The organism is Ideonella paludis, from assembly GCF_018069865.1.
Lineage (GTDB): Bacteria > Pseudomonadota > Gammaproteobacteria > Burkholderiales > Burkholderiaceae_C > Ideonella > Ideonella paludis.
In genome coordinates this window covers 22,755-36,579 of sequence record NZ_JAGQDG010000012.1, presented here as the reverse complement: position 1 = coordinate 36,579, position 13,825 = coordinate 22,755, and the positions used below count along the sequence as shown (strand labels likewise).

At 60.9% G+C, this 13,825-nt stretch carries 11 protein-coding genes and 1 pseudogene; 7 read left to right on the top strand and 5 right to left on the bottom strand.

The genetic code is table 11. The annotated features are described in order from the left end of the window. The 5 genes from KAK11_RS21470 to KAK11_RS21450 all read left to right on the top strand — a co-directional run. Window positions 1-890, top strand: an 890-nt coding sequence (locus KAK11_RS21470) for an efflux RND transporter periplasmic adaptor subunit (RefSeq protein ID WP_246499219.1), incomplete at its 5' end; no start/stop codon positions are given. A gap of 1 nt (window position 891) precedes the next feature. Continuing rightward, complete coding sequence (locus tag KAK11_RS21465; protein ID WP_210811662.1) at window positions 892-4,011, top strand: efflux RND transporter permease subunit; 3,120 nt, start codon at window positions 892-894, stop codon at window positions 4,009-4,011. A gap of 66 nt (window positions 4,012-4,077) precedes the next feature. Continuing rightward, on the top strand, window positions 4,078-4,458 hold the full coding sequence (locus KAK11_RS21460) for a hypothetical protein (protein ID WP_210811661.1): 381 nt from the start codon (window positions 4,078-4,080) through the stop codon (window positions 4,456-4,458). A 92-nt stretch (window positions 4,459-4,550) separates the two neighbouring features. Further along, on the top strand, window positions 4,551-5,024 hold the full coding sequence (locus KAK11_RS21455; RefSeq protein ID WP_210811659.1) for a hypothetical protein: 474 nt from the start codon (window positions 4,551-4,553) through the stop codon (window positions 5,022-5,024). Window positions 5,025-5,086: 62 nt separating this feature from the next. Next, window positions 5,087-6,142 carry a DMT family transporter gene (locus tag KAK11_RS21450; RefSeq protein ID WP_210811658.1) on the top strand — a complete coding sequence of 352 codons (1,056 nt, stop codon included), beginning with the start codon at window positions 5,087-5,089 and terminating at the stop codon, window positions 6,140-6,142. 371 nt (window positions 6,143-6,513) lie between these two features. Here KAK11_RS21450 and KAK11_RS21445 read toward each other — a convergent pair whose 3' ends face one another. From KAK11_RS21445 to KAK11_RS21430, 4 genes are read right to left on the bottom strand one after another with little or no spacing between them, the layout of a single operon-like run. Beyond that, window positions 6,514-7,272, bottom strand: a complete 759-nt coding sequence (locus KAK11_RS21445; protein WP_210811656.1) for a DUF4395 domain-containing protein — start codon at window positions 7,270-7,272, stop codon at window positions 6,514-6,516. A gap of 56 nt (window positions 7,273-7,328) precedes the next feature. Then, window positions 7,329-8,636, bottom strand: coding sequence for an MFS transporter (locus KAK11_RS21440; protein WP_210811655.1), 1,308 nt, complete (start codon window positions 8,634-8,636; stop codon window positions 7,329-7,331). Then, entirely contained in the window at window positions 8,636-9,367 is a 732-nt protein-coding gene (locus KAK11_RS21435) for an MBL fold metallo-hydrolase (RefSeq protein ID WP_210811654.1), read from the bottom strand. Before KAK11_RS21435 ends, KAK11_RS21440 begins: the two co-directional genes overlap by 1 nt. 40 nt (window positions 9,368-9,407) lie before the next feature. Further along, window positions 9,408-10,073, bottom strand: coding sequence for an ArsR/SmtB family transcription factor (locus KAK11_RS21430; protein WP_210811653.1), 666 nt, complete (start codon window positions 10,071-10,073; stop codon window positions 9,408-9,410). A 52-nt stretch (window positions 10,074-10,125) separates the two neighbouring features. Here KAK11_RS21430 and KAK11_RS21425 point away from each other — a divergent pair, with 52 nt between their 5' ends. After that, a complete protein-coding gene (locus KAK11_RS21425; RefSeq protein WP_246499217.1) occupies window positions 10,126-10,989 on the top strand; it encodes an energy transducer TonB family protein in 864 nt (287 codons plus the stop codon). A 131-nt stretch (window positions 10,990-11,120) separates the two neighbouring features. Here the strand turns inward: KAK11_RS21425 and KAK11_RS21420 are convergent, their stop codons facing one another. Beyond that, the gene (locus KAK11_RS21420; RefSeq protein WP_210811651.1) at window positions 11,121-12,899 is read right to left on the bottom strand and encodes a hypothetical protein; all 1,779 of its coding nucleotides are present in this window, start codon (window positions 12,897-12,899) and stop codon (window positions 11,121-11,123) included. Window positions 12,900-13,031: 132 nt separating this feature from the next. Here KAK11_RS21420 and KAK11_RS22270 point away from each other — a divergent pair. Continuing rightward, window positions 13,032-13,550: pseudogene (locus KAK11_RS22270) on the top strand (EamA family transporter); the annotation flags it as partial. Window positions 13,551-13,825 lie beyond the last annotated feature (275 nt).

The following is a 13,825-nucleotide window of genomic DNA, read 5'->3' as shown; positions in this document are numbered from 1 at the left end:
CCGTAGAGCTGACGGCAAAGGTGCTGATGGACCCGAACGCTGGCGGGAAAGTGCAACCTCTGAACGCAGGCCGCATTGAGCCCGGCCCGCGTGGATTGCCCAACCCGGGACAGTCCGTACGCAAAGGGGATGTCCTGGCTTGGGTTGTGCCCGCCACAGCACCCATAGAGCGCTCCAATCAGTCCTCTCAACTGGCAGAGCTGCGCGCAGCCAAATCATTGGCTGATAAGCGCTTGGCCCGCTTGAAGGAGCTATCTGACACAGTGCCACGCAAAGACATCGAGGCAGCAGAAAGCGAGGCGGCCAGTCTGGCCGAACGCCTATCCGCCATAGGCAGTGGCTTGACGACCCGCGAGGCCCTGATGGCACCAGTCTCTGGCGTCATCGCCTCGGCCCATGCAGTGGCGGGACAGGTGGTGGACGCCCGTGAATTGGTCTTCGAGATCGTCGACTCGAGCCGCTTGCGCATTGAGGCTCTAGCCTTTGACCCTGCGCTGGCGACCAATATTGGCAGCGCCACACTGGCCATTGGTGACAAGCGCGTTCCGCTGGAATTCATGGGCGCCGCACGCAGCTTGCGAGAGCAAGCCTTGCCGCTGGGCTTCCGGGCGCAAGGTGCTGACCTTTCCAGCCTCGCAGTCGGCCAGCCTGTGCGTGTTTTTGTGCAGACCAAGGAAAAGGTCAAGGGTCTTGCAGTTCCGGTCTCTTCGTTGATGAAGAACCCCGCTAACCAGACCATCGTCTGGGTCAAGGTCGCACCGGAACGATTCGAGCCCCGTACGGTCTCCACGGAGCCGCTGGATGGCCTCAGCGTGTCGATCACCGCGGGCCTCAAGCCTGGCAACCAAGTGGCCACGCAAGGCGCCACTTTGATTAACCAGGTGCGCTGACATGTTCAAGTGGCTACTCGACAACAGCCTGGGTAACCGCCTGCTGGTGATCATCGCCAGCGTGGTGCTGATGGCCTACGGCGCTTTCACCCTGACGCGCACGCCGGTGGACGTGTTCCCTGACCTCAACAAGCCCACGGTGACCATCATTACCGAGGCGGGCGGCATGGCTGCCGAAGAGGTAGAACAACTCATCACCTTCCCGCTAGAGACGACCATGAACGGCTTGCCCGGTGTGGAGACCATTCGCTCCACGTCGTCAGCCGGTCTGTCTTTCATCTACGTCACTTTCAATTGGAACACCGACATCTTTCGGGCCAGACAGCTCGTCAGCGAGCGACTAGCCGCCATGGAGGAGGGAATCGCCGAAGGCGTATTGCCGCGCATGGGGCCGATCAGCTCGATCATGGGCGAGATCATGCAGATCGCCATCCCGGTGGACACCACCAAGATTTCGGCCATGGCGGTGCGTGAGTACGCTGACTGGGTACTTCGCCCGCGCCTGCTGTCGGTGCAGGGCGTGGCCCAAGTCATTCCCATTGGTGGTGAAGTCCGGCAGTTCCAGGTCCAACCCAACACCGTACGCATGGCCGAGTTGGGCATCACGCACGAGCAACTGGAAGCGGCACTGAAGGGCTATTCCTCCAACACCTCGGGTGGCTTTCTGGAGCTGAACGGACGTGAGTATCTGATCCGCAATTTGGGCCGTACCTCCAGGCTGGATGACCTTAAGAACCTCGCGCTCACGGCTAAAGACGGCCAGCCCATCCTGATGCGTCAGATCGCCGACGTGACCTTTACCGCTGCCACCAAGCGGGGGGACGCCGGCTTTGAGGGGCAGCCAGCCGTGATCTTGGGCATCCAGAAGCAGCCGTCGGCCGACACCATCGCGCTGACGCGCAACATCGAGGAGGCGCTGGAGGGCTTGAAGACTTCATTGCCACCCGGCATGCAAGCACCCAAAGTCACTTTCCGACAGGCCAGCTTCATCGAAGCCTCGATCACGACGCTGCAAGGCAAGTTGATTGGCGCCTCGGTGTTTGTGGCTGTGATCCTGTTCTTCTTCCTCGGCACCCTGCGGCCGACCATCATTGCACTGACGGCCATCCCAGTGTCGATCCTTGTCACCGCGCTGGTCTTCCGATATTTCGGCTTGTCGATCAACACGATGACACTGGGCGGGCTGGCGATCGCAATCGGAGGCTTAGTGGATGACGCCGTGGTCGATGTGGAAAACATCATGCGGCGTCTGAAGGAAGACCGTCTCAAGCACCCAGAGCACCGGCTGAACCCAATCGAGGTTGTTGCCCGTGCGTCGATGGAGGTACGTTCGGGCATCCTTTACGCCACGGTCATCATCGTGCTGGTGTTCGTGCCGCTGTTCGCCCTGCCGGGGCTGGAGGGTCGGCTTTTCGTGCCACTGGGCATTGCCTTCATCGTCTCGACGCTGGCCTCACTGCTGGTGTCGGTGACGGTGACGCCGGTGCTCAGCTACTACCTGTTGCCTCGCATGAAAAGGCTGGACCACGGCGACACGCGGCTGTTGGCCTGGCTGAAAGCGCGCTACCGCAGCGGGCTGAGCACCGTACTGGATCGACCGAAGGCGGCCCTGGTGGCTGCGGGCGCTGCCGTACTGGTGGCGGCAGCGGCGGTGCCCTTCTTCCCCACAACCTTCCTACCGCCTTTCAGTGAAGGCACGCTGCTGATCGGCCTGCGACTGAACCCAGGTGTCACGCTGGCTGAGACCTCAGCCCTGGCCCGTCAGGCCGAGATACTGGTCAAGCAGGTTCCGGAAGTCACGCACGTCGGCCGGCGCAGTGGCCGGGCTGAGCTGGACGAACATGCCGAGGGTGTGCATGTCAGCGAGCTGGACGTGGGCCTCAAACCGACGGCCGAGCTGACGCGGACCATGGACGAGATCAAGGCCGACATTCGCGCACGCCTGGTCAACATACCGGCTGCGCTGGAGATCGGCCAGCCCATCTCGCACCGCATCGACCACATGCTGTCGGGTGTGCGTTCGCAGATCGCCATCAAGATCTTTGGCGAGGATCTCGACGCCTTGCGTGGCCAGGCCGACGTGTTGCGCGCCAAGCTGGCTGCCATCCCGGGCGTCGCCGACCTGCAGATTGAGAAGCAGGTGCTGGCGCCCCAGATCAAGGTGCGCGTGGACTACGCCGCGGCCGCGCAGTACGGCGTGCCGGCGCCCCAGGTGCTGGCCACGCTGCAGAACCTGGTCGAAGGCGAGAAGGTCACGCAGATCGTTGAGGGCAGCCGGCGGTTTGCGTTGGTGGTTCGTCTGCCGGAATCGGCACGATCCGTTGAGGGCCTGGGCCAGATCCTGATCGAAACGCCCAACGGTCGCATCCCGCTGTCCAAGATCGCCACCATCGAAGACGGTGACGGCCCCAACCAGATCAGCCGTGACGATGGCAAGCGGCGCATCGTGCTGTCGGCCAACGCATCAGGGCGGGCCTTGTCGGAGATCGTGGCCGACATCCGCGCCGTGGTGGCCAACACCAAGCTGCCCGAGGGCTACTTCATCACCCTGGGCGGACAGTTCCAGGCACAGGAGGAAGCCTCTCGTCTAGTCGGTCTGCTGAGCATCGTCTCGCTGACGCTGATGTTCGTGGTGCTGTTCAGCCGCTACAAGTCGGGCGTGCTGGCGGCGCTGATCATGGTGAACATCCCGCTGGCCCTGGTGGGTGCGGTGATCGGCCTGTGGCTGTCGGGTCAGCCGCTGAGCGTGGCCGCTCTGGTGGGCTTCATCACCCTGGCAGGCATCTCCGTGCGCAACGGCATCCTGAAGGTCAGCCACTACATCAACCTGATGCGCTTCGAGGGTGAGAACTTTGACCACAAGATGATCCTGCGCGGCTCGATGGAGCGGCTCAGCCCTGTCCTAATGACGGCGTTGGTGACGGCCTTCGCACTGGCGCCTTTGCTGTTTGAGGCTGAACAGCCCGGTACGGAGGTGCTCCACCCCGTCGCAGTGGTCATCTTCTCCGGCCTGATCAGCTCCACGCTGCTCGACACCTTCCTCACACCCGCGATGTTCTGGCTCTTCGGCCGCAAGCCTGCCGCTGCGCTGATGGACAGCAAGGACGCCGAGGCCCTTTGATCCCTCTGGTGGCGGGTTCGCCCGCCATCTTGTTTTCCCTCAATGCACTCTCTTGAAAGAACTTTTATGAACAAGCAAGCACTCTTGGCCGCCCTGGCGCTGACCCTGGCCGGCTCGGCATTTGCCGCTGGTGACCACACCCACGAACACAAGCCCATGCACGGCGGTGTGGTGGTTGAGGTCAAGGATATGGACTATGAGCTGGTGGCCAAGCCCACCACCATCCAGTTGCACCTACGGGATCACGGCAAGGCCGCCGACGTGAGCAAGGCCAGCGCCAAGCTGACCTTGCTGAACGGCACCGACAAGCAAGAGCTTGAGCTGAAGCCCTCCGGGGACAAGCTGGAGGCGATGGGCAATTTCAAGGTCGGACCAGGCACCAAAGCCGTCGCCGTCGTCACCATCGCTGGCAAGCCCGCTGGCACAGCACGCTTCGTCCTCAAGTAAAGGGAATAGCCATGGGCCAAACTCTTCTGACCCATCGCAGGGGTGTGCTGACCGGCTTGCTGGTGGCGGGGTTGACGCCCTTGGCCGGCTGCATGAACAAGCCCTTGCGCCCTGCGAACACTGACGGCACCTATTGCTATTCAGTGGGCAAGTCGCTGCGCCGCAACGAGACCTGCACAACCGCGCCCATCCCAACGATGCAGGCTGAAGCAGATGCCAAGCGGTTTGAACCCTCGCCCGGTCTGCTCACCGTCTACGTGGTGCGCAAGCGCTGGGGGGATGCCAAGAACGTGGTGCGGCTCACACCGAACCAGGGCTCGGCAGTCACGATCGTGCCCGAGTCGTTCGTCCGACTGCGCCTGACGCCTGGCACAAACAAACTCGCAGCCGCTTGGGACGAGGGCAACACTGCCCTTGAGGTTACCGGCAAAGCGGGCGAGGTGGTGTTTGTTGAACTGATCGGCTCGGTCTGGTCGTGGGGTAGCAGTTACCGGCTAGAACAAGGGAGCGCTGCCGCATCGCGTGAGCGCGCCTTGGGCCTTCGCCTTGTTGCTGATATCGGTTGATCTGAAAGTCAGCTGCATGAGCCCGAAATGCCTCCCTGACCTCCACTTGCCCGCGATCCTTCATGAGTAGCTTTTCGCACAATTGGCCCGCGGTACGTGGCGCTGCCACAGCCCTGGTTGCCGCCGCCCTATTTGGTATCAGCACGCCGCTGGTACAAAGTGCGGGTGTCGGTCTGGGGGCCTTGTCCACCGCGTCATTGCTTTACGCCGGTGCAGCGCTCGTAGGTTTGTGGACACGGCGGCCAGAGCATTTGGAAGCACGACTGACCCGCACCGATCTGCCAAGGCTGGCCCTGATGGCGCTGTTCGGGGCGGGCGTCGGCCCGGTGGCACTGGCTTGGGGGCTGCAGCACACCAGCGGCACCAGCGCGTCGCTCTTGCTGACCTTGGAGGCCTTGTTCACCGCCCTGCTGGCTTGGCTGCTCTATCGAGAAACCATGGATCGCCGCGTCTGGGCCGCCATGGGCCTCTTGATGGCTGGTGGCCTTATGTTGGTCATCGATCAAAGTCAGGCCGGGACTGCTCAAATGGTTGGCCTTTTGGCCGTATTGGGTGCGACGGTCTCTTGGGGCATCGACAACACCTTGTCGCGGGCTTTGGCAGACCGAGACCCTGGCCAAGTGGTGTTGGGCAAGGCGGTGCTTGGCGCCACCACCACGGGAGGGCTGGCCTGGTGGCTGGGTGAACCAGCGCCCTCTTGGGGCAGTGCCGGCGCGTTGCTGGCGATTGGGGGCACGGGTTATGGGCTGAGTCTGCGCTTTTACCTCTTGGCACAGCGCGCATTTGGTGCTGCCCGTACGGGCTCAGTGTTTGCGTTCGCTCCGTTCATTGGCGCGGCCCTGGCTGTGGCGCTGGGCGAGCGCGGGTTTAGCGTGTGGATGGTGCTGGGCAGTACCTTGATGCTGCTGGGTGTGCTTGTGCATCTCGCCGAGTCACATGCGCATGAGCACACTCATGAGGCCCTGGAACATGACCATGCGCACATGCACGACGATGGTCACCATGACCATGTCCATGAGCACATGCCCGTTGGTGCACACAGCCATCCCCATAGACACTGTGCGGTCACGCATCATCATGCGCATGCGCCGGACTTGCATCATTCACACCGCCATTGATGGATAGCTGCCATCTTGCTTCAGCCCATCAGAATACTGAATGGCTGCAGGGCACTTCGCAACCGGGGCTGCTTCATTGCGGCTGCCAAGGCGCCGAAGCCCATCTTCCAGAAGAGCAAAGCTAGCGATGCAATATCTGTAGGGCGTACGCAGTTGATCTCCGCACTTCTAATGTGATGCTTTTGACAAAGTTGTGCGTCTAGCGCGCAAATCGCTGGATTCGGTGTTCGTGCCGAATGGAATGCCCACGCGGCCCCATCACCATTGCCCCGGCAGTGAAGTATTGAACCCAAGCCGCACAACGGGCTAGTGGGCGCAAGACCCCGACGTCGTCCCTTTGCGCTTCTAGCGTGCGGGCGACATGTGATCCCCTATTCGCAGTGATTGTGGAGCTTCCACTTTTCCTCATGGCCCATCGCTTTTGCAAACTCAGGCACTTTGCAGCGCTCAGCCTCTGCGGCATCTTGTGGCTTGCTTTGGATAGCGGGACTTGCTGCTTCGACGGTCGGCGCCGCAGGCATATGGTCCGGCGCCACCAGCGGCGCCAGCCCTCCAACAGCAGCGACAGCAACCACGACGGCGGCCAGTTGGCCCCAGCCTTGGCGCTCATGCTCAGAGGGCTCGTAAGCGCAGGTCCCGCCCGGGCAAAGCTTGGCCTGCTCGACATTAAATCGGTTGTACACCCAGCAACCGATGCAAATCCCAAACGCTGTTTCAAAGAACATCAGCGTTAAGCACAGGGCGCACACGAGAAGGTTGAGAGGACCGACCAGGCCCTTCAAAATGACTAAAAAGGCCATCACCCCCGCCAGCACAAACCCAATCGCCCAGGCAAACCGTTTCTGTGGCGCGCCCGTCCACTCGGGCTGTTGACGCCGCACCATCCACTGCCCCAGCACCAAGCTGGGGGCATAGCGCGGGTTCACGAAAAGGCGGATGCTGAAGTCCATGAGGAAGGCCAGCACGAACACCCGCGTGGGGCCGAAATTCCCAATCAGCCAAGCATTCATGAAGGCGACGATGCCACCCAGGAACAAGAGGCCGGCAGCCGCACGCACGGCGCGCTCATTGAGCACAGGAATGGCGATGTCGGGCAGGGTCTGGCCGAAGGCGAAGAAGGGTCTGTTCATGGTCGATGTGCCTTTAAATATTCGTTGTTTCGAATACGTGAATTGTCATTATCGATCTACGCCACTCGCTTGCTGACCTTGCGCTTCGGCAATCCAAAACTAGGGTGCGTCTCTTCTCCTCTCCACGCCAGCCACGCTCCCGACACCCCCATGGACAGCGCTACGAACCAAAAAGCGGACTCCAACTGCCCAGCAAAGTGAGCCGACAAGCCCAGGCCCAGAGCACCCAAAGCGTAGCCGAGGTCGCGCCAAAAGCGGTAGATACCGATGGCCGAGCCTCGCCACAGTGGCGGTGCAATGTCTGCCACAGCTGCAGACAAGTTGGGGTAGAGCATGGCCATGCCAAAACCGGTCAACGCGGCCGAGAGCATCCATCCTCCCGAGCTGTTCATCACCACCATCATGGCCACGCCTATGCCACACAGCCACATGCCTCCCACATTCAGCCGATGACGCCCCAAGCGGTCTGACCACCGGCCGGTGATCAACTGCGACACCCCCCAGACCATTCCATAGACGCCAATCACAGCGCTGGCCTCGGGCAGGCTCAAGCCTTGCTTCAGGAGATAAATGGGATAGACGATCCACACCAGCGCATCAACAAATTTTTCGACCAAGCCAGCTTGGCATAGCGCCAGCAAACGGGCATCCCGCCAACTCATCAGAGTGAACACCTCCCAGGTGCTGGGAGGCTCTGGCGAGGGGTCAGGGCTGTCGTGCGTACTCAGTGCAGGTGGTGTCACTCGTGCCCAAGATAAGGTGTCTTGCACATAAAAGGTTGAAAGCCAGAGAGCAGCCAAGGTGACCCCGATGCCAAAGACCATCAGACCTTCCCGTGCACCCCAGAGCGTGGCCATCCAAGCCGTCAACAGTCCTGCCAAGGCCACACCCACATATCCTGCAAATTCATTAAGCCCCAGCGTTAAACCGCGCTCGCTGGGCTGAGTGATGTCCAGCTTGGCGGTTTGCGTCATGGACCATGTCAGGCCTTGGTTAACGCCAAGCAGAGCGATTGCTGCGACCACCCACGCCCAACTGGGCGCCAAGCCCAGGATCAGCGGAATGGGCAAGGCAAACCACCACCCCAGCAGCAAAACTCGCCGTCTGCCAATTCGCTCAGAAAGCCGCCCCGCCACAAAGTTCATGATGGCCTTGACCACGCCAAAAGCCATCACCAAGGTGCTTAGTAGCAGAAACGAGTTTTTCGGCACCCCGAACTCAGCCTCTGCCACAGCGGGCAACACGGTGCGGGTCATACCTAGCGTGAGACCTACCAGTAGCACCTGCAGCAGCCAATGTCCGAACTGGGCACGGTTGGCCGAGATGCCTCGAAGCAGCACGGCTGTTGTTTTTGGCGAGTGCATTAGGCAGAGGTGTTCGCAGCCACTATGGCGTCCATATCCGAAGGCCGCGGTCCTATGCTGGCTACGAGTTGTTCAACAAAGCTGCCTCTATCCATGTTGAGGGCACTGTTCCAGCGCCTTTCGAACCCAATGGTGGAGGCCGGCTTTCCAGACAGCCCTGCGCCACAGGCACTGCCCGCTTGGTGCCCTGGATAAACCTCAACTTCGTTGGGTAATGTCAGTAGCTTGTTGTGCAGGCTATCCCATAGCAAGCCTGCCATGTCACGTTCTCGCCCCGCCAGATCCGGTCTGCCCACAGCACCCACAAACAAAGTGTCCCCCGTCACGACAAACCAAGGCGCGTCTCCGCGACGAGCGTCTTTGACAAGCAGGCACATGCTGTCCAAGGTATGGCCTGGGGTGTGGAGCACTTCGATCTTGACATTGCCGACATCTAATCTCTGGCCGTCTCGGAGCGGCTCAAAGTCAAAGGCAACGATGTCTCGTGCCGATTCGTGCAAGCAGTAGTGCGCCGATGCCCTACGCGCCAGCGCTCGACCACCGCTGTAGTGGTCTGCGTGCACATGCGTGTCAATCACATGGGTGATCGCCACGCCTGCGTGCTGCGCCTGAGCGATGAACCAATCTTCATCACCTGCCAGCACATCGACCGCGACGGCCTTGCCCAAGCCCGCACAGCCGAAGAAATAGGACAAGGAGGCCTCACGGGCCGCCAGTTGCTTGAAGAACATGAAAGGCCTCTCTTGGGGTGTATTTGCTGGTGTGGGCAGTTCAGTGCGACTGAGCCAGCGGCATGCCCGCCGCCTGCCACTCGCTCACGCCATCCAACAGTTTGTGGATGCGGTAGCCCTTGGCACTCAACAACTGATAGGCCTCTTGCGAGAACAGGCAGAAGGGTCCACGGCAATAGGCGACGATGTCCTTGTTCTTGGGGAGCTCAGCGAGCCGACTGGCAATTTCGTCCACCGGCATAGAGCGCGCAAAGGGCAGGTGAGCAAGCTCATACTCTTCTGTGGGGCGCACATCGATCACCACCACTTCGCCACGCTTTGCACGAGACATCAAGGTTTGACGGTCGAGCTGGGTCAAGGTGCCGGGCTCAGCCACCATCTGATTCAAGGCCATGCGCAACTCCAGAAGATGCGACTCGGCCACTCCTCTCAAGGTGACCCACAGGCCCGCCACGTCCCCCCCAGAGAGCCGATAGACCACGTACTTGCCCTCCTTGCGAGCGCTCACCAAGCGCGCTCCCCTCAATGACTTGAGGTGTGCGCTGGCCAGCTTGATGTCCACAGACAGCTCCTGTGCCAAGACTTCAACAGACTTCTCACCCTGGGCCAGCAGCTCCAGCAGTTCCAGCCGCTTCGGGCTGGCCACAGCTTTGCCGATGCGGGCGACTTGTTCGTACAGCAGGTCTTTGAGTTCGCGCTTTTCCATCCAGTCATTCTAATGATTGTTAGAATGATGAGTCAAACGCTGACCTTCTGACATGCTGAGCCCCCGTCCTCTTCGCCTCTTGCTGGCCGCGCTACTGGTGGCGGTTCATGCGTGGGGCTTGTGGGGTATCGGGGTAGATCGCTTAGCGGTGCGTGTGCCCCTTCCCGTGGCTCAGCACGAAGTGGTGATGATCCTGCCGGCGGCTACGCCCATACCGCCACCTGCGCCGCCGATGAGTCGGCCCCCGCTCAAGCGCCAAGCCAAGCCGCCCACGGCAGCGATAGAGCGCCCTGTCGAACCCCCACCCATCGCACTGGCCGACACCCTGAAAAAGGCGCCAGCCACGCTGGCCGCTCCGGCCACGCCCAGCACCGAAGAATGGGCCATGGCCGGGCAGTACACCTTGAAGAACAGCAAGCGCTATCGACACAATTGGGGCCAGCATGTGCGCAGCCTGATGGGCACGGCCGTGGAAGGGCCAGACCAAGGCGCGGTGCGTTTTGAGGTGGAGATTGCACCGGATGGCCGCCTGGCCCGACTGGACACTTTGTGGAGCACCTCCGCCAAGGCCGAGCAGTTGGCGCGGCAAGCGATTCAACAAATGCCACCCCTGCCGCCCACGCCCACCGGCAAGCCCCTGGTGTTTCAAAGAACGGTGTCCTTCCAGCCTTATGAAACCGATGGCCCACCGCTTTACAAAAACGACTGCAAACCCGATGCATCGCGCTTCAGCAACCCCTTTGCCTGGGACGGGCAGGCAGCGCAGGCCAGAGGCCATCAAGCGCCGCCGCCGCCCATGAGTGCGCAAGAGCTGGCGGAGTGCTTGAAGCAGTTGCCCAAAGACAGCTTGGAAGCGGAAAGTGCTCAGATGCGCAGGCAACTGGAGCAGGGTTGGTCTTCATCCATCAAGCGATGATTGCTGCCCTTTACTGAAATCTGCGCCATTAGACTCTGACAGGCAACTTGGTCCGCTCAAATACTACGTGGATACTCCAACTTCATCTTGACATGAGTCGATCGCAGGCGGAGTTTTCGACGAAGCCGATGCTAATTCGGGCCAGACTCACCGTGGATGGTGTCACGAGCCACGCCTGAATCATCATGATCCGGATCAGTGCCTTGCTGAAAGTAATCGCTGGCCCACTTGCGCATGGCTTCGGCCGAAGACGATGATGGACCGCTGCCCATGGCGATGGAGAACCCCTGCTGCGGGAGGTCCAGCCGACGCAAGAAGTCTTTGGCGGCGCACACCAGGGTTGCATGTGCCTCTTCAGCATCGCAAAGTTCTGCCGGGTAGGCTAAGGGGAAGAGCGGCTCTGACTCGATGAACACTGTGGTCAAGCGGTCTGACTGGCTGCCCAACAAAAAGGCAGCGAGCCGGCGAGGCCGCATCGCTCCAGGCGCCTCGATCATGAGCCGGGACTCAATCACGCCGTCCTCGTCGATGAGTGTCGTCATCGGAATCGTCCAGCCATCATCTTCGCTGTCCGTAAGCAGGTGGGCCTCGACACCTTCGAGCTGAAGAAATGCGTCCAAGATCGGTTGTAGGAATTCCGGTGGCGCCTTTGTCTTGCCGCCCACCTTTTCCGCCAGCGTCACTGTCCTCACGCGCTTTGAGGATGTCTCGTTCCCGGTGGCAAGCTCCGAAACGGCAGGGCTCCCGTGAACAGCAACGCCCCCTGCCGCCTGCAGCCGAACCTGCCGTACCACAGGCTTTCGAAGCAGATCTGGAAACGCTCGATCCGACTCAAATTGGTAGCTGCCTCGACTCAGTTGGGGAGAGCCATCCTCATTCACCAGCCGGGGCTTTTGTGGCCGCACAGCCCCTGCGAACGGCGCGGCCTTTGCCTCACCCATTGCGGGCCGCACACTGCGGCTCGCACGCTTAGGTTTCGATCCGCATCTCACCGTGAGTTTGTTGAACGGAAACTCGTGGGAGCAGGACAGGATCCGGAACACCAGGAATGTCTGGCCTGCAACCCAGTCCTGAGACAGCCACTGCCCGCTGACGGTGAGGTCTGTTTTGCCTTCGAAAGGGAACAAGCCCACCGGATAGGCATCCGCCCCTCTGGTCGAGGCCTCTAGGCACGACCGGCCAATGTTCATGGCGGCAAACCATGCCTTGTTGTCCCCGGCCATCCTGGCGATGTCTGCGGCACTTTGCTTGGGAATGCCATCCGCGATGTCCAGGAACATGTGTCGGCCCAGCAGGGTTCTGCGGAAATTCGAGAACAGGTGTTCCTTCTGCAGCGGGGGACTGAAGAGCTTGCTCAACAGCACACTGGAGGACCCGAAATAGAACCGGATCAGTTCCATGGCTGGCAGGACCAGAAATCGCCCACCACCCAGCGCCACCCGCAGGCAGTAGGAGTGGGTGTTCTCCATGTGCCAAGGGTGCTCTCCCATCGGAATGAGATAGCCGCCGGACTCCAGGCTGGAGCCTGCCTTGATGATGACTGTCGTTTCCTTTGAGATCTCCAGGTCCGGAAACTTCTCTCCTTGCTGGGCAGGGCGGCTGTGCCACTTCTGGCCTTGCCAAAGGTCGCCGATGCGCAGCAGCACGGCCTGCCCTATGGAGAGCCACCGTTTGACGGATCTGGCTGACGTGCTGGCAGGCGTGATGGGGCGAGTGGGGTCGACCAAAGCCTGCGGGTCGATCACTTTGGTGAGGTGCACCAGCACCGAGGGCTCGCTTCGCTTGGTGTATCGATTGGGGAAAGCGATGGGGCCGAACCAACTGACCCGCCACAGATCTTCGCCCTGCGGGAAGCCCCAAATCATCAGCTGACGCGCGTCGTCAGAGGCGCCTGCCTGCTCCCATGTCATTTTGACCGCCCCTGATTTGGCCGCATTCTGACGGCCTTTCTCCTATGAAAATGGCTCTATTCGGCCAATTCTTCACTTCGATCTTTTCTCACCCACTTCGATTTTTTCTCATTTACTTCGAGTCGCTGACAGGCAGACCGAGACCCTGGCCAGGTGGTGTTGGGCAAGGCGGTGCTTGGCGCCACCACCACGGGAGGGCTGGCCTGGTGGCTGGGTGAACCAGCGCCCTCTTGGGGCAGTGCCGCCGCGTTGCTGGCGATTGGGGGCACGGGTTATGGCCTGAGCCTGCGCTTTTACCTCTTGGCACAGCGCGCATTTGGTGCTGCCCGTACGGGCTCAGTGTTTGCGTTCGCTCCGTTCATTGGCGCGGCCCTGGCTGTGGCGCTGGGCGAGCGCGGGTTTAGCGTGTGGATGGTGCTGGGCAGTACCTTGATGCTGCTGGGTGTGCTTGTGCATCTCGCCGAGTCACATGCGCATGAGCACACTCATGAGGCCCTGGAACATGACCATGCGCACATGCACGACGATGGTCACCATGACCATGTCCATGAGCACATGCCCGTTGGTGCACACAGCCATCCCCATAGACACTGTGCGGTCACGCATCATCATGCGCATGCGCCGGACTTGCATCATTCACACCGCCATTGATGGATAGCTGCCATCTTGCTTCAGACCGTCAAAATGCTGAGTGGCTGAGGGATTCTTCGCAGCCTAGTCGGCGTCATTTTGGCGGCCGAGGCGCTGGAGCCCACCTTACAAAAAGCTGAAGCTGGCAATGCTGCATCGGTATGCGGTGACAACAGGGGATTCTTGATTCAACCAAAGTCCCTGTGCGCCACCCCGCCTCGCAGAAAGCCAGAGCTACTGCCAAGAGGTGCTTTCTTCTCTGATCGATTCAGGCAGAGGGAACTCCAACGCATCGA